Below are 19,931 nucleotides of genomic sequence, written 5' to 3'. Positions count from 1 at the left end.
TGGCAGGGAGCAACCGAATGTCCGCAGGGCAACTCACAGAGAAACATTTTTCCGATCTTTTCGACGCCTTCAACCGGCACGACATCGACGCGATCATGGCCTTTTTCGCCGATGATTGCGTGTTCTTCACCATCGGCGGCGATGAGGTCTACGGCACCCGCATCGAAGGCAAGGACGCCATTGCCAAGGCTTTCTCCGGGGTTTGGGCTGCCATGCCCGACGTGAGGTGGGACGGACACCGGCATTTCGTGAGCGGCGACCGCGCCGTATCCGAATGGACCTTTCGCGGGACCGATGCCAGCGGCGCGCGCGTCGAGGCCGAAGGCTGCGATCTCTTCACACAGCGCGGCGGCAAGATCGTCCGCAAGCAGGCATTCCGCAAGAACCGGCCTTTGCTGAAGGCGTAAGCCCCAACATTGTCCGTCGGTGAATTGGAGGACCGACATATGGATACCCACACGCTCAACAGTTTCTCGGCCACCCAACCATTCGATCCCGCCTATGATCCGGTGGTCTCAAAAACGCCGGGACAAGGCCGTGACTATGCGCCGACCTATTGGATCGGAACCGCCGGTTCCGCGCCGGAAGATGACGGCCCCATTCGGGGCGACGTTGACGCAGATGTCGTCATCGTCGGTTCTGGTTACACGGGTCTTTCGGCAGCGATCCACCTTGCCCGCGACCATGGCGTCAAGGCTACGGTACTGGAAGCGAACGGCGTGGCCTGGGGATGCAGTACCCGCAATGGCGGACAGGCGCAGATTTCCGCCGGACGGCTCAAGCGATCGCAATGGATCGAGCGTTGGGGCGTGGACGTTGCCCGCAAGCTGCACAGGGAAATCGCCGAAGGTTTCGATCTCTTCCGGTCTCTGATTGCCGAACCCGAAATCGATTGCGACCCGCAGGACGGCGGTCATCTCTACATCGCTCATCGTGAGAAGGTTCTCCCATCGCTGGAGAAGGAATCCCGCCTGCTGAATGACGTGTTCGGCTATCGCACACGGATGGTCAGCCGCGATGAAATCCACCGCGACTTCATCCGCGATCAGGAAGCACGCGGTGCGATGTACGAACCGGACGGGATGGGCATTCACGCCGCAAAGTTGGCCTTCGGCTATCTCCGGCTTGCCCGCAAGCTTGGAGCGAAGGTACACACTTCAAGCCCCGTTCTAAGTTGCCGCAAGAGCGGCAGTGTTTTCCACCTCAACACGCCGAACGGCACGGTCAAGGCGCGACAGGTGTGCTTTGCGACGGCAGGGTATACCTCCCCCGGTCTTCATCCGCTCACCCGCTACCGGCTGATGCCGGTGCTGTCGAATTCCATCGTCACGCGGCCGCTGACAGCGGAGGAAATCGAGGCATGCGGTCCGAAAACGGGCATCCCGCTGACCGATACACGCACGCTTCGCCACTATTACCGATTTCTGCCGGATGGGCGGATGCAGATCGGCAGCCGCAGCGCCATTACAGGAGCTGATGCTCCAAACCCGAAGCACTACGATCTTCTGCTTTCTGGCCTTTACCGAAAATTCCCGGCCCTGAAAGGCGTCAAGATCGACTATTCCTGGTGGGGCTGGGTCGATGTCAGCCATGACATGATGCCCCGCATCTACCGTCCCGACCCGGCGCAGGAAATCTATTATGCCATGGGTTATGGCGGCAATGGCGTGATGTATTCGGCGCAGGCCGGACGCCGCGTCGCCCAATTGATGACAGGTGGCGGACAGGGACTGGACCTGCCGATCTTCACCTCCGAGTTGCCGAGCTACGGCATGCTCACTCCATTCAGGCGCATAGGCCAGCGCGCAATGTATCGCTGGTATGCGCTGAAAGACGAAGTTCTCTGAATTCCAAGGAAAGGTACGCGCCATGAAAATGACGACGGAAGAGGCATTTGTTAAGGTTCTACAGATGCACGGGATAGAACATGCATTTGGCATCATCGGTTCTGCGATGATGCCGGTGTCTGATCTTTTTCCAAAGGCAGGCATTACCTTCTGGGATTGCGCACATGAGACGAATGCGGCGCTGATCTGCGACGGCTATACGCGTGTGACCGGTAAGATGGGCATGGCCATTGCCCAGAATGGCCCCGGCGTGACCGGCTTCGTGACCGCCATCAAGACGGCCTACTGGAACCACACGCCCATGCTGCTTGTCACGCCGCAGGCTGCCAACAAGACCATTGGTCAGGGCGGCTTTCAGGAAGTGGACCAGATGGCGCTGTTCGAGGAAATGGTCTGCTATCAGGAAGAAGTGCGCGATGCGACCCGCATTCCCGAAGTGCTGAACCGGGTGATTGAGAAGGCATGGCGCGGTTGCGCTCCGGCACAGATCAACGTTCCGCGCGATTTCTGGACGCAGGTCATCGATGTTGACCTGCCGCAAATCGTGCGTTTGGAGCGCCCGAGCGGCGGTCGCGAGGCGATTGCCGAAGCCGCAAAGCTTCTGACGGAAGCAAAATTCCCGGTTATTCTCAACGGCGCGGGTGTCGTCATCGGGGGCGCGATCCCGGAATCCATTGCTCTTGCCGAAAGGCTCGATGCGCCGGTCTGTTGCGGCTATCAGCACAATGATGCCTTTCCCGGCACCCATCCGCTGTCCGTAGGCCCACTCGGCTATAATGGTTCGAAGGCCGCGATGGAACTGATCGCCAAGGCTGACGTTGTTCTGGCCCTCGGCACCCGCCTCAATCCATTTTCGACACTGCCCGGCTATGGCATTGATTACTGGCCGAAAGATGCAAAGATCATTCAGGTTGACATCAATCCGGACCGCATCGGGCTCACCAAGAAAATCTCGGTCGGCATTTGCGGTGATGCCAGGCAGGTTGCACAGCAGATACTCGATCAACTGGGAGCCAATGCGGGCAACACAGGTCGCGATGAGCGTAAGCAACTCATCCATCAGCGCAAGTCCGCCTGGCTGCAGCAGCTTTCCTCAATGGATCATGAGGATGACGATCCCGGCACACAGTGGAATGCGGAGGCAAGGGACCGCGAAAAGGACCGCATGTCGCCGCGACAGGCATGGCGCGCCATTCAGGCCGGCATGCCGAAAAACGCCATCATGTCGACCGACATCGGCAATAATTGCGCCATCGGCAATGCCTATCCAAGCTTCGAGCAAGGCCGCAAATATCTGGCGCCGGGCATGTTCGGCCCTTGCGGATATGGCTTTCCTTCCATCGTCGGCGCGAAAATCGGCCAGCCCGACACGCCGGTGGTCGGTTTTGCAGGCGACGGTGCGTTCGGCATCTCCATGAACGAGATGACCTCCATCGGCCGCAAGGGTTGGCCTGCGATCACCATGGTCATCTTCCGCAACTATCAATGGGGGGCCGAAAAGCGCAACACGACGCTTTGGTACGACAATAACTTTGTCGGCACAGAGCTCAATCCGAACCTGAGCTACGCCAAGGTGGCTGATGGCTGCGGCCTCAAGGGTGTGACCGTTGATAGCCAGCAGGCGCTCACCGAAGCCTTGCAGACGGCGATCGACGAACAGGCAAAGGGTGTGACCACCTTCATCGAAGTGGTGCTCAACCAGGAACTGGGCGAACCGTTCCGCCGCGATGCAATGAAAAAACCGGTTGTCGTGGCGGGCATCGACAAGGCCGACATGCGCCAGCAGATGCCGGTTTGACGATGATGCCGGGAGGTTTTCCTCCCGGCCACTCCGGGGAAACACACTTCCATGCTGCCATTAGAAAAGATTTTTGAAAAAGCGCGTTCGAGGCCGCGTCACATCGTGCTGGCCGAGGGCGAAGACCCGCGCATAATCGACGCGGCGCTGCGTGCGGAGCGCGAAGGCATTGCCCGCATCACGCTTATGGGGTCCGAAAACGTTGTAGGCAATGGATCATCAATTGCAGTTATCGATCCCAAGATATCGGATAGAAGTGTAGATTATGCGCACAAACTCTACCAGCTGCGCCAGGCCAAGGGCATGATGGAAGAACAGGCCGAGGCGATGGTGAGGACGCCGCTCGGCTTTGCTGCCATGATGGTGCGTGAAGACGATGCCGATGGAACGGTTGCCGGTGCGGTTGCGACGACAGCTGATGTGGTTCGCCACGTGTTGCAGATCATCGGCAAGGCCGAAGGAGCATCGCTTGTTTCAAGCTTTTTCCTGATGCTTTTATGTCAGACCTATCATCAGAAGAAAGGCGCTTTCGTCTTTGCCGATTGCGGGCTCGTGGTGGAACCGGATGCCGTACAGCTTGCCGATATCGCCATTCAGTCGGCAGACTCTTACCGCCAGCTTACCGAAAAAGACGCAGCCGTCGCCATGCTGTCCTTCTCCACCGGCGGCAGTGCCGCGCATGAGCGCGTGTCGAAGGTGGTGCAGGCGACGCGGACGGTCAGAGACCGGAAGCCTGATCTGTGCATCGATGGCGAACTTCAATTCGACACGGCTTTTGTGGAGGCGATCAGCCACGCAAAATCGCCGGATTCACCGTTGAAAGGCAACGCCAACGTGTTCGTTTTTCCCAATCTCGAGGCCGCCAATATCGGCTACAAGATTGCCCAACGCATCGGTGGCGCGCAGGCCATCGGTCCCGTGCTTCAGGGTCTGGCCAAACCGGCCAACGACCTTTCCCGCGGTTGCAGCGCTGACGATGTCCTCCACATGATCGCTATAACCGTCAATCAGGCAAAGTGAGGACATCGCGCTATTTGCAACAGCTAGGGCTTGAGGAAGCGCGCGGCTATGTCATAGAGAAACTGCGGCAGCACGGTAAAGGCATAGGGAGCGTAGACCCGTTCCAGCCGCTGATGGTACTCGCGGCCCCAAGGACCGATATTCACCACAGGATATGAAAGCGCCTTCGGATTGGCACGGTCTATGAATTGAGCTGCCGGTGTGTTGGCCGCAATGACCTCACTATCCGCCGCATCCGGCACATGGCCGAAGAAACTCATATCGGAGATACCGGCAAATATCTCCCGATACCGGATAGTCGTATCGAACTGGCGCTCCGCATCCACACGTGCGGTTTCCAGAGCTTCTGCAAAACGCTGTTCTTCTACAGTTTCAACTCCCATGCGAACATGCGGATAGACGAGACTTCCAAAGCCGATAACGACCGTCGGGCCAGTAACGCGCGCCTCCGCGACCATTCGGTCCACAAGTTCGCGCGTAATGAGGAGCGGGTTGTCGCTGCTTGAAAGTTCAGATTCCAAGGCTGTAATCCGTTCCAGCGCTGCATCGCCGCCAACGCGCCGAACCTCCTCGCGCAACTCGGCTGTGGTCAGAATTCGGCCCTTGTGATTGACGTTGGCCTCGCTGCCGACCAGCTTTGCAAACCGGTCCGCCTCGACATTGAAATGTGTGATTGCGCGATCCAGCGCCTCGCCGACAATCGACTTGAAACGCTGAAAGAGGGCATCTGGCGAGACAGAATGGGTCAGCCAGTTGAACGCAACCCATGTCCGTTCCGGCGTGGTCACTTCATAACCGCCCCGGAAATCTCGTGCTTCAAGACAGATAGGCGGAGGCGAGACCTCACCGTCGCCCGTATCGCAAACAGCCGCATTGGCTTCGACCGCCCGCATGATTTCGGACGCGATGAGATGCGCGCTGACACCTTCGAACGGATAGCTCGCATGGGAAGGCTGGCCAACCACGAAAGCAAAGGGAAGCTGTTTGCCGATGGTGCCACGATAGATGGCGCGGCCTTCCGCACCCTCGCCCTGATCGCTTGTCGCATCCAGATTGATACCGGCAGCGATATCGAGGCCCCAACGTTCGACAAGTTCCGGCAGGGCGTCGCGCAGACTGCGCATTCCCCGCGACCCGCGTTCTTCATCAGGTGTAGCGAACAGTATCAAATTGCCTTCCCGGTCCGGCTGTTGCGAGAAACGTTCCAATACCGCAATGCCTGCGGCGACCCCGCTTTTCATGTCGAGCATGCCTCGGCCGGGAATGTAATTTCCGCTCCTGAAATCGGCGAGAGCCTTTTCCTCGTTCGGTGCAAGTGGACGGCTCGAAAGGTCAGCAAGAAGCGCTTCGAGCAAGGCATCGGGTTCGAATGCCAAATGTTTCAAATCCCGGTAATTGCCGGTTTCCACCACATCGAAATGGCCGGCCAGCGCCAAAGTCCGCCGCCCGGTGCCGCGAACGACCGCAACGACATTCCTGGTCATTGGCGAACCGTGGCTGTCGATGACAGCAATGTCGTCAGGATTTTCCTGGAAGTAGGGAATCTCGCGCAAAAGTTCGGCAAGCTTGGGTCCGAACGATGCCTCGTCACGTGTTCCGGTCTCACTTGGCCATTTCACCATGCGATAGGAGAGTTCTCGCACCCGTTCCGTCGGGTTCCATTCATTTGGGCTTGCCACGGTCTTTCCTCGCTCAATAGTTCCCCGTCTCCGTACCTTGGGCAAGGTACAGGCGGGTCATGATCTGTTTTAAAAAGTCACTTACTGGTTGAGATGCTTTTTCAGGAACGCACGCGTTCTCTCATTTTCCGGATTGGTGAAGATCACATCCGGCTTGCCTTCCTCCACCACGACGCCCTTGTCCATGAACAGCACCTTGTCGGAGACTTCAGCCGCGAAACGCATTTCATGGGTCACGATCAGCATGGTCATATGCTCCTGCGCGAGCTGTTTCATGACTTGATTGACCTCCTCGACCAGTTCCGGATCGAGCGCGGATGTCGCTTCGTCAAACAGCATGACTTTCGGCTGCATCGCCAGTGCGCGGGCGATTGCCACACGCTGCTTCTGGCCGCCCGACAGACGCGACGGATACATGGAAGCCTTGTCGGCGAGACCGACTTTCTTCAAAAGGGAAACGGCCAGTTCCTGGGCTTCCTGCTTGCTCTTGCCCTTCAACTTGATAGGCCCGAGTGTGATGTTTTCCATAACATTGAGATGCGGGAACAGATTGAAGTGCTGGAAAACCATGCCCATCTGCTGGCGCACGGCATTGATATGCCGCTCGAAGGCACGTCCGCTCAACGACTGGTTCACCTGTACGCCGTCAAGCAGAATCTGGCCCGAATTGACTGTTTCCAGATGGTTGATGGAGCGAAGCAACGTGCTTTTACCGGAACCGGAAGGACCGATAATGGCAATGATCTGGCCGCGTTCGACCGACAGGTTGATGCCTTTGAGAACCTCGAGTGCGCCATAAGCCTTGTGGACGTCGCGCACTTCCACCATGGGTTTGCTGTTGCTCATCGGTAAGCCTCGACTTTCTTTTCCATCCAGTGCAATCCGGCTTCCAGGATGAGATTGAGTGCGTAGAAGATCACTGCGGCAGTGATGTAGAATTCAAATGGACTGTAGGTTTCACTGATCGCCTGCTGCGATGCATGCACCAGCTCGGTGATCCCGATTACCGACACGAGAGCCGTGTCCTTAAGAAGGGCAATCAGGTTGTTGCCCACCTGCGGCAGCGCATTGCGCACGGCCTGCGGTACGATGATGTAGCGCAAGGTCTGACCGCTGCCGAAGCCTAGCGAACGGGCGCCTTCGTTCTGCCCCGGATCGACGGTCAGGATCGCAGTGCGGAAAAGATCGGAATTATAAACCGCGAAATGCAGGCCAAGGCCTATAACGCCGGTCCACATGGCGGGAATGTTGATGCCGATCTGCGAGAGGCCATAGTAGAGCAGGAAGAGCTGCAGGAGCAGAGGCGTGCCCATGAACAGCCAGATGAAGAAACGAACAGGATACCGTACCAGCCAGTTGCCGTAAAGGACGAGCAAGGCAAACGCGATGCCGCCGAAGAAGCTGACGATAGATGAGGACACAGCGATGATGAGCGTCCACCAGACGCCGGTCATCAGCAGTTCGGTATAAGGCGGGACGATGGAGAAATCGAGTTGCATGGTGTCACCGCCTATTTGAGTGCGTAGCGGGCTTCGAGGAAATCGACGAAGCGTGCAACGATATAGATGAGGACCATGTAGATGGCCGCAGCGATCCCGAAGATTTCAAAGGGCCGGTAGGTCGAGCCGATGAAGCGCTGGGCCGTATACGTCAGTTCGACCACCGAAATCGCTGAAACCAGAGCGGACCCCTTGATGAGCATCACGGTGTTGACGCCGAGCGAGCGGATCATCAGGCGGGCTGCCTGCGGCAGCACTACAAAGCGCATCGACTGTCCGCTGCTGAAACCGATGGAACGGGCAGCTTCGTTCTGGCCGGCATCCACCGTCAGAATGGCGCCTCGCATGGCTTCGGCGTAATAGGCGCCGATATTGAGCCCGAGGCCAATGGCACCGGCTGCGAACGGCTCAAGATTGATGCCGATCTGCGGCCCGCCGAAATAGAGAACGAAGAGCTGCAGAAGACACGGGGTGCCGCGAAACACGCTGACGTAAGCGGCTCCGATAAAACGCAAGGGCCAGAAGCGCGATAGCTTCGCTGCTGTGGCAAGCGCGCCGACGCTCAGTCCTATAAGAATGGCCAGCGCCGATATTTCGACGGTAACCAGGGCGGCTTCCAGAAAATATGGAAAGACCTCCGCCATCAAAGAGAAATTCATCATCTCCCCTTTCCTGTCTGGAGAACCAAGTCGGAAAGACATGTTGCCGGGACAATTGTGGAACAGCCATCCCGGCAAGGGGTTTCAAATAGTTAGCGGATGTCGCGGCCGATCCATTTGGTCGAGATCTTCTCGTAGGTGCCATCGGCCTTCATGTCGTCGAGGGCCTTGTTGATGGCATCCTTCAGCTCGGGATTACCCTTGCGCAGGGCGATGCCGACATTGTCGGTGCCCTGAAGCTCAGGCGTATCGAGCTGGCGAACCTTCTCGCCGCTTTCCTTGATGGCGATCAGGATCGGAATATCATCCGAAGCAATGGCGTCCACGCGGCCTGAACGAAGCTCCAGCAGCAATTCCGGAATGCCCTTATAGGTGCGAACCGTCCAACCGCCCTGCTCGCGCGCCCACTTGTCGCTGGTTTCACCAAGCGTAACGGCGATGGTCTTGCCCTGCTTCAGTTCGTCCATGGACTTGATCGGGGAAGCTTCCGTCACGAAGATGCCACGGCCACCACGATAATAAGGGCCTGCAAAATCGACGGCCTTTTCACGTTCGGGCGTGATGCTCATGCTCCCGACGACCACATCGAACTTGCCCGCGCGCAGACCGGCAATGATGCCATCGAAAGCTGTGGTTACGACAACCGGCTTCACACCAAGGCGCTTGGCGATTTCAGTGCCGATATCGACGTCGAAGCCAACAACCTGGTTCTGACCGTCGACAAAGCTGAATGGCGGGAAAACGCCGCTCATGCCGATGCGCAATTCACCGCTCTGCTTGACCTTTTCAAGGTCATTCGCCTGCGCGGGTGCGAGCATCATCAGTGCACCGATGCCAGCGGCAACAAGTGAAGACAGAAGAGTTTTCATTTCGTTTTCTCCTAAGTGATCGTGACGCGATCACGGGCGACGCCCGTTCCGAGCGCCCGGCTGGACGCATCTTTCCAGATCACCGACGCCTGAAGGGCGGCGGCAAATTGCTCGGGAAAACAGATTCGGAACAGGCAAGATCGTCGCATCCTGGTGATCCAGGAGCGGAAAAACGAAACGTTTCATCGATCCACCTCCGAAATTCCCCCGCCGGTTGCGTTGCTGCTTGTCCGGCTTGTTTGTTTTCAAGCACGCTAACGGAGCAAAGGATCAACGAAAACGCCAATTCTGTATAGAAAAGTCCAGCAATCTGCGATAAACGCAATCAAACTGACGAAATCGTCAAAAGGCGGTGTGACGATGGATGATCTGGATCAACGATTAATCTCGGAACTGCGTATCAATGCACGCGCATCGATCCCGACGCTGGCAAGCATCCTTGGGGTAGCGCGCGGTACGATCCAGAGCCGGATGGAGCGTTTGATCGCATCGGGCGTCATTGCTGGCTTTACGGTCCGGCTGAAAGATCATGGGTCTACAGACATGATCCGTGGCATCATGATGATCGAACTGACTGGACGAAACATCAAAAGCGTTATCGCGACATTGCGTAAAAATCCGGGCTTTTCCGCAGTGAACACGACAAACGGCACCTGGGACCTGATCGCCGAGATCGAAGTCCCCAATATGAATGAATTTCACCGGCTGGTAACAGGCATTCGTGCCATGGACGGGATTGCAAAGTCCGAGACGCACATCTTTCTCGGACCCGCATAAGTCCCGACGGTTATTCGGCAGCTTCCGCCACGTAACCGAACTGCATAACCCCTTGCGGCGCAGAAACGCCGGGCACAATACGACCATCATTCACCGGCGTTCCCATCTGGATAGTCATGGGAATGACACCGGCCCAGATCGGCAGCGCATAATCGGCATCGTCATCTTTTGGCGGGCCGGAACGGACTTTTGCCGAAGCCTCGTTCAGTTCCAGTTCGAGTAGCATGGTGGCCTTCAGCTCCTTTGCCATCATCGGGCGCAAGCCTTCCCAGCGTCCGGGGAAAAGCCCGTTTACGAAACTGCGCAGGTGATGCTCCTTCATCGCGACGTCGGAAACTTTGCGCGCTGTCCCAAAAGCCATGACCGAGCGATAATTGCAGGAATGATGAAACGCGGAACGTGCGAGAACCAGTCCGTCGAGCAGGGTAAAACTGACGCAGACTTCCGCCTGGTCGCAGCTTTCCAGCATTCGGCTGGCGGATGACCCGTGCCAGTAGATGAAATTACCTTCCCGCCAGACAAGCGTCGGCGTGACATAGGGCGTTCCGTTGAACACATAGGCCACATGTGCCAGGGGTTGGGCATCGATGATTGCATGAACCGTGGCTGCATCATAGGCGCCGCGTTCGTGCAGGCGCTTTACGCGACTGCGTTCGGTGGGGGCTTTCGTCATGGCCGATATTTCTCCTTTATATCTGGCCAAACTGCCTGCATAGTGGCTTTGACAAAATAGCCACTTTGACCGAATACGAAGATGCCAATTTCCAATACACTTCCGGAGTTCGGGATCGATCGCGGCAGCGATATTCCGCTTACCGCCCAGTTGGTTGATCAGATAAGGCAAGCCGTTTTAGCCGGACGGCTGAAGCCCAATGCCAGATTGCCGTCCACCCGCGCCTTGTCCTTGGAGCTTGGCTTGTCGCGAACAACGGTCCTTGCGGCATTCGATCAGTTGATTGCTGAAGGTTATCTGGAGGGAAGGCTGGGTTCGGGCACTCACGTCGCCGCTGAACTTCCCGACAGCAGCCTGACCGTAAATCAACCGCCTCTTCATGTGATAGACCAGCAGCATTTTCATCGGGAGAATCCAAAGCCCTTTCGTCTCGGCGTCTTCGACAGCGATCATTTCCCCCACGATGAGTGGGGAAAGCTACTGGGCCGCATCTGGCGGAAGCCTTCCCCGGATCTGTTGAACAGTGACGATGTATTCGGCTTTCATCCTCTGCGTTCATCGTTGGCCCGCCATTTGCACGAATGGCGCGGCATGGTCGTGTCGCCGGAGCAGATCATAATAACCGGCGGCAGCGCAGATGCGCTTTCGCTGATCCGGGAAGCCTTGTTCACCCACGGTGACAGGCTATGGATGGAAGAACCCGGATATCCACCGGCGCGCAAGATTCTTGGCGTCAATGGCCTGGACATCATTCCTGTCCCGGTTGATGGCGGAGGGCTCGACGTTTCCAGCGGACGAAACAAGGCCGATGATGCGCGCGGTGCTTTTGTTACCCCGGCACGGCACCACCCGACAGGCGTAACCATGACCTTGGGACGCCGTCTCGAACTGATTGCCTGGGCAAGAGAACGTGATGCGATAATCATCGAGGACGATTACGACAGTGAGCATCGTTATATCGGCCAGCCGCTGCCGGCGCTGATGTCGCTGGACCCGGACCGTATTCTTTATATCGGAAGCTTCTCCAAGGTCTTCTCTCCCGTCTTGCGGCTCGGCTTTCTGATCGTGCCGTCGCATAGGGTGGCGCAATTTCGGGAGCTACGTCAGACGTTGTTTCCCGCGCCCTCGCCGCTCGCGCAGCCAGCCCTGTCCGCGTTCATTGAAACGGGGGCCTTTGCGCAGCACATAAGACGCATGCGCCGCATCCATGCCTCGCGCCGCCGCAAACTGATAGCTGCGCTTGCACCCGGAGAACCGAACCTGTTTCGGATTGAAGCCCCGCCTGCCGGACTATCCTTACTGTTGGCCTTGCCAGAGGGACAAAGCGATACACATCTCGCATCCGTTCTGGCAGAGGCTGATATCGAGGTTCATCCGCTATCTACGCTCTTTACAAAACTGACGCCACGCCAGGGACTTATCCTCGGCTTCTCAGGATTTGATGAAACCGCACTGGAAAATTCTGCAACAGCTTTGATAAAAATCCTCAAACAGTCGAATTAAAGAATTTGCATTAGCAATTTCGTAAACTTTGGATTCAGCTTTTCCCGGTAAGCTTTGATTAGCAATTAGCTCGGGAGGAGCGTTGCAGCCCATTTGTTTTGCGTCACGGGTGCTCATGCGTTCTTCGGTTGTATCAGTCATTGCCCTTGCCTGCGCCGCCTTGACGGGCTGTACGTCAAGCTCCGACGTCGACAGCATCATGCTCCAGTCGAAAACCTCGGCCGAGACCACGAGTTCGGTAGTCCGCCCGGTTCCGCCCGCTCCTTTGAGTGAAATGGCGAGCGCATCCCAACCGATGCCCGCCGCCAGCCAGGAGGAAGTACTGGCATGGGCAGGCCCAATTCCGGATGCCGGTCCATTCAAGGCAGAGCCCCCAGCACCTGTTGCACCGCGACCGCAGCCACAGGAGCGACCGCAAGCCCGCATTTCGGTACCGGCTCCGGAGGTCGCGGCCTACCCACCCGTGCGCCTTGCACCGCAGGAACGATCCAGAGTCTACAGCCACCGCTTTCGCGATGCGAAGCCAATCAATTTCGGACGTTCATCGCCGCGCAAGCTGGCGGTGCATGGCGTGGATGTGTCCCGCTGGCAGGGCGATATCGATTGGGTGAAACTGCGCACGCAGGGCGCAAATTTCGCTTATATCAAGGCTACTGACGGGGGTGACCACCTCGACCCAATGTTCCACAAGAACTGGCGCGAAGCGAAAGCCGCTGGCATCAAACGCGGTGCCTACCATTTCTTCTATTGGTGCCGCGTGGCAAGCCAGCAGGCCGATTGGTTCATCCGCAATGTTCCCAAGGAAGCCGATGCGCTTCCTCCGGTCATCGATGTGGAATGGAATGGCGATTCGTCCTGCAAGAGACGGCCATCCCCGGCGCAGGTGCGGGAAAAAATGCAGGTCTTCATGGACAAGCTGGAGCAGCATTATGGCAAGCGGCCGATCATCTACACCGCTCCCGATTTCTACGACGACAATCTGGAAGGTGCTTTCACCAATTATCCATTCTGGCTGCGCGCGGTTGCACAGCACCCATCCAAGGTCTATCCGGGTCGTCCGTGGACGTTCTGGCAGTATTCCGGGTCGGGCCTGTCACAGGGCGTGAATGGCAAGATCGACCTGAATGTGTTCCACGGTTCGGAAGACGACTGGCACAGATGGCTGGCGCGTGCCGCCAGCTGATTGCCCTCAAAAGCTGGCGACAGACCAGTTTGAATGATATGAGATCATATCAGGGATAACCGAAGCTTTGCCTCGAAACCCGGCATGCAACATCGCCATGCTGGGTCGCTTGTCGCCCGCATGGTGTTACCATGAAAGGGAACGGCAAACATGGATACCCGGATATTTGTGCTGGCGCTGGCAACATTCGTTACCGGCACCGCCGAGAATATTATTGTAGGCATTCTTCCCGGCATCGCCCGCGGCCTGGATGTTTCAGTCAGCGCCGCCGGTCAGTTGACCTCAATCTTCTCTATTACCTTTGCGCTTGCCGCTCCGCTGACGCTCGTCCTCACCACACGGTTTGAGCGGAAAGCCATTCTGGTCTCTGCGTTGGGTGTTTTCATTGCAAGCAATATCCTCGCGAGCTTGAGCCCCAATTACGGGGTTCTGTTTGCCGCGCGTATCGGGATGGCGATGGCAAGCGCGGCGGTTTGCCTGATCGCCACGATGCTGGCAACGGAATTGGTCACCCCGGCAATGCGCGGGCGCGCCATCGGAATCATATTTGTGGGTATCAGTGGTTCGATGGTCGCCGGTGTTCCCACGGGAATGATGATCAATGAGTGGCTGGGCTGGCGCACGGTTTTCCTTTGCCTGGCATCAACCGCAGCTTTGGTTCTGCTTCTGTCAATGCGTGCATTGTCCAGCGCGGGGCGCAGCCAGCGCGGCTTGCCGCCTTACACGCCGCACCTGAAATCTTTCCGGTTGGTATCGGCGCAACTGGTTTCCATCCTGATGATCGGCGGTCATTTCGTGTTGTTCGCCTATCTCACACCCTACCTTATGGAAGCGGTGCACGTCTCTTCGCAGAGAATTATATGGGCGATGTTGGCCTTTGGGCTGGCTGGCATGACGGGCGGGTATCTCGGCGGTCTGCTTGCTGACAAGCTATCACCGCGACTGGCCATCGTGCTGACGCCGCTCCTCTATCTAACGGCGCTGATGGCAATACCGATTGCGATCAACTCCAGCACTGTTTTCGGTATGGTGCTGATGATCTGGGCTTGTTTGAGCTGGATGATATCGCCCGTCGTGCAGAGTTTTCTCATGACAACCGATCCTGCGACAGGCGAGGCCGGCGTCGGGATCAACCTGTCTGCCATGCACGTGGGCGTGGCCCTCGGCACAGCAACAGGCGGGCTTGCGTTAGAATACATGTCATTGCAGGCCCTGCCCTGGACAGGGTCTGTTCTGGTCGGACTGTCCTTGCTATGTGCTCTTAACGCTTCCCGATCTTTTCCAGGTCGTATGGCGTCGATTGATACATCTCGTTGATCCAGTTTCCGAACAGAAGATGCGCGTGGCTGCGCCAGCGATTTTCCGGCTGGCGCGTCGCATCGTCTCCGGGGAAATAATTTGCCGGAACCTTCGTGTCGGGCTGAGCCTGAATGTCGCGGAAATACTCATCTGCAAGCGATGTGGTGTCATACTCCACATGATTGAACATATGCAGCGAGCGGTGATGCGGATCGTCCAACAGACAGAGCCCCGTCTCCGGACTGTCGACCAGTACCTTCAACCCGCTATCGGCCGGAATGTCACTCTTGCGCACTTCGGTCCACCGGGAAACCGGAATCTTGAAATCATCCGAAAATCCGCGGAGATATGGTGAAGACGGAGCAAGGTTGCGCTGGCTATAGACACCCGAAGCCTTGTCCGGCAGTTCATATTTGCCCATGCCATGGAAATGATGGACGGCAGCCTGCGCTGCCCAGCATATATTCAGCGTCCGGTGCACATGGGTCTGCGTCCAGTCGAAAACACGCTGCATTTCGTCCCAATAGGTGACTTCCTCGAATTCGAGACGCTCGACCGGAGCACCCGTGATGACAAAGCCGTCGAAGCGTTGCTCCCGCACATCTTCCCACGGCTGATAGAAGGACAGCATGTGATCGGCAGGCGTATGGCGCGCCACATGGTTGGTAATCCGAACGAGGGTCAACTCCACCTGCAACGGTGTTGCGCCGAGAAGACGCGCAATCTGCGTCTCGGTGGTGACCTTGTTCGGCATCAGATTGAGGAGACCGATCTTCAGCGGACGAATATCCTGACGAATGGCATCTGCTTCGCGCATGACCATAACGCCCTCGGCCTGGAGAACACTGGTTGCTGGCAGATCGTCAGGAATTTTAATCGGCATGTCGCGTCGGTCCCTAGTTTATGTCGGAGCTGACGCGAGTGGCTTTATCCGTATATTTGCCGGTTGGGCCACATCCTCCCTTTACAGAGAGTACCACCTTGCCCGGAGAGGCAGGTTGGCGTTGGGCGTCGCCCCAACTCTTGATGTGATGTAACTTCTACTCAAACTCTTTCAGGGTGGCAATAGGGTTTAAGTGCCACCTCGAACTGTTTGAGAAATTTCCTTTTCAGCGGCTGGCCACTGCGCGAAATCAGCACTGCCACAGACAAGGAATTTGGAATGAACAGCCTTTAAATATGTCCGATTGCGGCTTTCAACTCACTCACGCGCTGGGCTGATGTTCGAAATGATCGTTCCCCAGCGAAACCGAACGCGATTGCACGAGAATCCTTTTCTTCGACTGCGACGCGACATGAAGCATGAACTTCTGTCGCCCCCGTGGCTTCGATTATCCGACCTACATTGCCGGCACTGACGCCGCTGCCGGGCATAATGCTGATGCGTTTCCCGGCCTTTCCCGCCAAATGCCGCAGATTGTCCAGTCCCTCTTCCGCGGTCAGGGTGAGGCCGGACGTCAGGATGCGCTCGAAACCAAGCGCGATTGCCTGCTCCAGCGCGGTCTCCGCGTCAGGCACGAGATCGAAGGCGCGGTGAAGCGTGGTTCCGAGACCTTTTGCCTCTGCAATCAGTCTTTCCAGCAAGGTAACATCCAGAGAACCATCGGCGAGCGAAGCACCCAGGACGACCCCGGCCAAGCCGGCATTTCTGGCGTTGCCAATATCTGCCGCCATGATGACTTCGTCTTCAGCCGAAAAGCAAAAGCTGCCCGCACGGGGTCTGATCATCGCGTAGACCGGGATCGGCACTGTTGAAGCAAGCTCCATCAATGCCTGCGAGGGCGTCAAGCCGCCCAGTTCAAGGGCGGAACAGAGTTCGATGCGATCCGCGCCACCTTCGATCGCCGAATACAGGCCTTCGGCGCTATCCACGCAGACTTCGAGTAACACGCTCACGCCTGATGCCCCAATATTGCAGCCCCGACCAAACCGCCATCGCTGCCGAATATCCCGGGAACGACTATAGGCTGCTCCGTTTTGCGCAGGATTCGGGCTCTCACTGCCTCGTCAATCGCTGAAATCAGCTCGGACGCCGTGGCAAGCCCGCCACCCACGGGAATGATCGATGTGCCGGTTACGTTGACGACGGCAGCCAGCGGATCGGCAACCAGTTGGAGATAGGCGGAGATTGTCCTTCCGGCCATCTGACAGCCGTCGAGCCAATCCTGTATAATCTCATGGCTCGTTGCATCGGCGGCATTCAGAAAACGGTGCAGCCTCTCAATCCCGCGCGCGCCGCCGACGGTATCGACACAACCGCTTTGCCCGCAACCGCAACTGAAGCGCGGGACCAGTACAGTTTGTCCATCAAGGTCCACCGATGTGTTGAGGATCGGGCCATGTCCCCATTCACCAGTCAATCCGCCCTTACCTCGAACCAGCCGGCCATCGACAACAAGCCCACCACCGACGCCTGTGCCCAGCACTGCGCAGAAGACGATATCGTGGCCTTTACCGGCGCCTTCAATCGCTTCGGCAAGCGTCAGACAATCGGCATCATTGGCCGCGATGACCCGGCGCTGCAGTCGCTCTCCAAGTTCGAGACTTAGCTTGTGACCTGTAATGCAGGGAATATTTGCCGACAGAGCAGTCGTTGTATCCGGATCGACCAATCCGGCGATCGAGAGGGCAAGCGGCCACTCCTCGTTCGGCGCGTGAGTTCGTAGCGTCGTTTCCAGCGCACACCCAAATTCTTCCCAGCTGTCAGCGGGAGTGGGGAGCTTTTCGAGAAGCTCGATATTTCCCGGATGCGTCGAGCGCGCAAGCCGAATGAAGGACCCACCGACATCTGCCGCGAGAACAGTTCCAGACCTTTGAGACTGACGCGTGCTTCTGTCGTGCATGGGTCGATCTTCCGCCGATACGTTTCGATGTATCATCCAATCATCGCAAATGTACCGGCAGTCAATCGCGGGGCGCAGTCTTTTCTAAGGTTTCGACGCTACAAGCGAGATGTTCACACCTTGCGAGTCCTTGCATTGAACGACCCACTCGCCGTTCGGCACCTCCATAGGTCCTTGCAGGACGGCTCCGCCAAGAGACTTGACCCTGTCGGCTGCATCCTTGACGCCTTCCACCATGAAGTAAAAACCCCAGCCGACCGGTGTGCCGGGAGGCGCGGTCATGATGCCTCCATGATCGGCGCCATCGACGCTGAATACTTTGTAATTGCCCATAGGGCCCATGTCGAAATTGCGTGAGAGTTTCCAGCCAAACACTTTCTCGTAGAAGGGAAAAACCGTCTCGCAATCCTTCGCATAAAGTTCGTGCCAGCCCGGATGTCCCGGTTTGCGTGAACCGAAATCATCCGGTGCCGGCATATCCCCCATCGGTTCGAAAAGCGCAAAGATGCCGCCTTGCGGGTCGGACACAATCGCGAACCGTCCGATATTCGGGATATCCTGCGGCGCCCTCAAAACCTTGCCGCCTTCCGCTTCCACTTTCCGCGCATATTCGTCGGCATTCGCCACGCCGACATAACCGAGCCAACCTGCCTGGCCGCCGCAATCCTCCTTCGGCATGTCCGCCATCGACATCATGCCTGCGATCATGCATCCGGGCACTTCGAACAGCGTATATTTCATGCCGGGAACACCGGCGTCCTTCGCCGCCCAACCGACGACTTTGGTATAAAAATCCTGCGCGCTGTCCGTGTCTGTCGTCATAAGTTCGTACCAGACGAACGGAGATGAGCCCTGTTTCATTGAACGTACTCCCTTGGTTCTCTCTTTTGTTCGAACGATCAGCCACAACAGCTATGACCGGATGCCTTTGTTTCGTATTCATCGTGCCGCTTGACGAAATGCATCGTCCCGTTTTCGTTGCGGCCCTTGGGCGCCCGATCAAGGATCATCAACGTGCCTATCCATTCTTCAATGCCGCGGGCATAGCTGGAATAGGTGTGATAGATTGTGCCGTTTTCGTCCTTGTAGAAGGCGCTCATGCCCGGCAGCTCATCGAAGGCGTCTTCTGCGGCAAGCTTGTCGAAATTGTAGAACACCCGATTGTTTTCGAGCTCTTCCTTCGTGAAGGAGACGTGATAATCGAAGTTGAAATCGCTGCCTTCCGATGAGACCCATGGGAAATGCCAACCCATTCGCTTCTTGTAGGCTTCAAGCTTTGCCAGCGGTCCGCGCGAAACGGCAACGAGCGTTACATCATGATTGTTGAGATGCGCCACCGCGCCATCAAAATTGTCGGCAAGAAACGAACAACCCGTGCAGCCTTGATCCCAGTCAGGTCCGAACATGAAATGATAGATCAGCAACTGGCTGCGCCCGTCGAACAGATCGGAAAGCGTTTTCCGTCCCGAAGGCGTATCGAACGTATAGTCCTTGTCTACCTTCACCCATGGCAGGGCTTGCCGCTCACGATTGACCTTGTCGCGCAGATGGGTGGCTTCTTTCTCGCTTGCCAGAAGCGCACGCCGCGCCTCAAGCCAAACTTCTCGGGATACGACCTCGTTCATGGTGCAAGCCCTCCTCCGGCTTTTGCTCCCGCCCGTAGATATCAATGTTCCTGCTTGACGATTTACATTGATATCAATATTAATAAATCATGTCAAATAGCCGTGATGTACCTTTTGAAACAACGCTTCTGGTTCGTGATACCTGCCTTTGCTTGCATGTTCAGCGCGCCGCCCGCGCCCTCGCCCGCCGCTTTGACGATGCCCTGCGCCCGGTGGGGCTAACGAACGGCCAGTTCTCCTTGTTGATATCGCTCAATCGCCCGGTGCCTCCACCAATGAAGCCGGTCGCGGAGCTTCTGGCCATGGATCAAACCACGCTGACCGCGGCGCTGAAGCCGTTGCAGCGGCAAGGCTGGGTGGAGATCATCGTGAATCCCGACGACAGGCGCGAGCGATTATTGCAACTCACACCCGAGGGTAAAGCTATCCTTGCGGCAGCCGTGCCGATCTGGAAGGCTACCCATCTGGACATTGAGAAGCAGCTCGTAAATGGCAATGGCGACGAAGTTCGTCGCAACCTGCTGGTTATGTCATCGGTGTGATTGCTGCACCTCCTTCAGAAATCCCACCCCTCGCAGACAAGCGGTCTGGAAATCGCAATCTACAGGTATACATTGGTGTCGAACGGTCGCGTACTGCTGGGAACGGGCCGGTCAC

Annotated in this window: 20 protein-coding genes and 1 riboswitch; of the genes, 9 read left to right on the top strand and 11 right to left on the bottom strand. The window is 57.2% G+C overall.

Annotated features, from left to right (window positions below; genetic code table 11):
* The first annotated feature begins 17 nt into the window (after window positions 1-17).
* Genes ACOWVS_RS02470 through pta form a run of 4 tightly spaced genes read left to right on the top strand, consistent with a single transcriptional unit; the run spans window position 18 to window position 4,665 of the window.
* Window positions 18-407: a nuclear transport factor 2 family protein gene (locus ACOWVS_RS02470; protein ID WP_063620434.1), complete on the top strand. Its 390-nt coding sequence runs from the start codon at window positions 18-20 to the stop codon at window positions 405-407.
* A gap of 39 nt (window positions 408-446) precedes the next feature.
* Window positions 447-1,847, top strand: coding sequence for an NAD(P)/FAD-dependent oxidoreductase (locus tag ACOWVS_RS02465; RefSeq protein WP_021585613.1), 1,401 nt, complete (start codon window positions 447-449; stop codon window positions 1,845-1,847).
* Between the two features lie 22 nt (window positions 1,848-1,869).
* Window positions 1,870-3,645, top strand: a complete 1,776-nt coding sequence (xsc, locus tag ACOWVS_RS02460) for a sulfoacetaldehyde acetyltransferase (protein ID WP_021585614.1) — start codon at window positions 1,870-1,872, stop codon at window positions 3,643-3,645.
* Window positions 3,646-3,696: 51 nt separating this feature from the next.
* Complete coding sequence (pta, locus tag ACOWVS_RS02455; RefSeq protein ID WP_075041451.1) at window positions 3,697-4,665, top strand: phosphate acetyltransferase; 969 nt, start codon at window positions 3,697-3,699, stop codon at window positions 4,663-4,665.
* A gap of 23 nt (window positions 4,666-4,688) precedes the next feature.
* Here the strand turns inward: pta and ACOWVS_RS02450 are convergent, their stop codons facing one another.
* The 5 genes from ACOWVS_RS02450 to ACOWVS_RS02430 all read right to left on the bottom strand — a co-directional run bounded on the left by ACOWVS_RS02450 (window position 4,689) and on the right by ACOWVS_RS02430 (window position 9,371).
* Window positions 4,689-6,287, bottom strand: a complete 1,599-nt coding sequence (locus ACOWVS_RS02450; protein ID WP_081252482.1) for a M20/M25/M40 family metallo-hydrolase — start codon at window positions 6,285-6,287, stop codon at window positions 4,689-4,691.
* Between the two features lie 138 nt (window positions 6,288-6,425).
* Window positions 6,426-7,190 carry an amino acid ABC transporter ATP-binding protein gene (locus tag ACOWVS_RS02445; RefSeq protein WP_006468764.1) on the bottom strand — a complete coding sequence of 255 codons (765 nt, stop codon included), beginning with the start codon at window positions 7,188-7,190 and terminating at the stop codon, window positions 6,426-6,428.
* Entirely contained in the window at window positions 7,187-7,843 is a 657-nt protein-coding gene (locus ACOWVS_RS02440; RefSeq protein WP_021585617.1) for an amino acid ABC transporter permease, read from the bottom strand. Before ACOWVS_RS02440 ends, ACOWVS_RS02445 begins: the two co-directional genes overlap by 4 nt.
* Before the next feature lie 11 nt (window positions 7,844-7,854).
* Window positions 7,855-8,502, bottom strand: a complete 648-nt coding sequence (locus ACOWVS_RS02435) for an amino acid ABC transporter permease (protein ID WP_006471742.1) — start codon at window positions 8,500-8,502, stop codon at window positions 7,855-7,857.
* A 92-nt stretch (window positions 8,503-8,594) separates the two neighbouring features.
* On the bottom strand, window positions 8,595-9,371 hold the full coding sequence (locus tag ACOWVS_RS02430) for an ABC transporter substrate-binding protein (RefSeq protein ID WP_025091980.1): 777 nt from the start codon (window positions 9,369-9,371) through the stop codon (window positions 8,595-8,597).
* 360 nt (window positions 9,372-9,731) lie between these two features.
* On the opposite strand from ACOWVS_RS02430, the gene ACOWVS_RS02425 reads away from it, so the two are divergent.
* Window positions 9,732-10,148, top strand: coding sequence for an Lrp/AsnC family transcriptional regulator (locus ACOWVS_RS02425; RefSeq protein ID WP_006471741.1), 417 nt, complete (start codon window positions 9,732-9,734; stop codon window positions 10,146-10,148).
* 10 nt (window positions 10,149-10,158) lie between these two features.
* Here ACOWVS_RS02425 and ACOWVS_RS02420 read toward each other — a convergent pair whose 3' ends face one another.
* Entirely contained in the window at window positions 10,159-10,821 is a 663-nt protein-coding gene (locus tag ACOWVS_RS02420) for a pyridoxamine 5'-phosphate oxidase family protein (protein ID WP_075041452.1), read from the bottom strand.
* 81 nt (window positions 10,822-10,902) lie between these two features.
* Here ACOWVS_RS02420 and ACOWVS_RS02415 point away from each other — a divergent pair, with 81 nt between their 5' ends.
* From ACOWVS_RS02415 to ACOWVS_RS02405, 3 genes are all read left to right on the top strand, one after another.
* Window positions 10,903-12,324 (top strand): PLP-dependent aminotransferase family protein, encoded by a 1,422-nt coding sequence (locus ACOWVS_RS02415; protein ID WP_075041453.1) that lies wholly within the window; start codon window positions 10,903-10,905, stop codon window positions 12,322-12,324.
* Window positions 12,325-12,439: 115 nt separating this feature from the next.
* Entirely contained in the window at window positions 12,440-13,507 is a 1,068-nt protein-coding gene (locus tag ACOWVS_RS02410; protein ID WP_075041454.1) for a GH25 family lysozyme, read from the top strand.
* A 150-nt stretch (window positions 13,508-13,657) separates the two neighbouring features.
* Window positions 13,658-14,824 (top strand): MFS transporter, encoded by a 1,167-nt coding sequence (locus tag ACOWVS_RS02405; RefSeq protein ID WP_075041455.1) that lies wholly within the window; start codon window positions 13,658-13,660, stop codon window positions 14,822-14,824.
* Here the strand turns inward: ACOWVS_RS02405 and metA are convergent.
* From metA to ACOWVS_RS02380, 5 genes are all read right to left on the bottom strand, one after another.
* Window positions 14,769-15,689 carry a homoserine O-acetyltransferase MetA gene (metA, locus tag ACOWVS_RS02400; RefSeq protein ID WP_025091985.1) on the bottom strand — a complete coding sequence of 307 codons (921 nt, stop codon included), beginning with the start codon at window positions 15,687-15,689 and terminating at the stop codon, window positions 14,769-14,771. The genes ACOWVS_RS02405 and metA overlap by 56 nt on opposite strands.
* A gap of 42 nt (window positions 15,690-15,731) precedes the next feature.
* A riboswitch (SAM-I-IV-variant riboswitch) is annotated at window positions 15,732-15,841 on the bottom strand.
* Window positions 15,842-15,979: 138 nt separating this feature from the next.
* Complete coding sequence (locus ACOWVS_RS02395; RefSeq protein WP_075041456.1) at window positions 15,980-16,702, bottom strand: copper homeostasis protein CutC; 723 nt, start codon at window positions 16,700-16,702, stop codon at window positions 15,980-15,982.
* The gene (locus ACOWVS_RS02390; protein ID WP_021585627.1) at window positions 16,699-17,649 is read right to left on the bottom strand and encodes an ROK family protein; all 951 of its coding nucleotides are present in this window, start codon (window positions 17,647-17,649) and stop codon (window positions 16,699-16,701) included. Before ACOWVS_RS02390 ends, ACOWVS_RS02395 begins: the two co-directional genes overlap by 4 nt.
* A gap of 84 nt (window positions 17,650-17,733) precedes the next feature.
* Window positions 17,734-18,510, bottom strand: coding sequence for a VOC family protein (locus tag ACOWVS_RS02385; RefSeq protein ID WP_063882445.1), 777 nt, complete (start codon window positions 18,508-18,510; stop codon window positions 17,734-17,736).
* A gap of 38 nt (window positions 18,511-18,548) precedes the next feature.
* Window positions 18,549-19,274 (bottom strand): DUF899 domain-containing protein, encoded by a 726-nt coding sequence (locus ACOWVS_RS02380; protein ID WP_021585629.1) that lies wholly within the window; start codon window positions 19,272-19,274, stop codon window positions 18,549-18,551.
* 89 nt (window positions 19,275-19,363) lie between these two features.
* Between ACOWVS_RS02380 and ACOWVS_RS02375 the strand changes: the two genes are divergently transcribed.
* Complete coding sequence (locus ACOWVS_RS02375) at window positions 19,364-19,816, top strand: MarR family winged helix-turn-helix transcriptional regulator (protein WP_031346211.1); 453 nt, start codon at window positions 19,364-19,366, stop codon at window positions 19,814-19,816.
* Window positions 19,817-19,931 lie beyond the last annotated feature (115 nt).

This window comes from Brucella sp. IR068 (assembly GCF_049065885.1).
Lineage (GTDB): Bacteria > Pseudomonadota > Alphaproteobacteria > Rhizobiales > Rhizobiaceae > Brucella > Brucella intermedia.
Note: the sequence above shows the minus strand (reverse complement) of the source record. Positions and strands in the feature narration are given on the sequence as shown.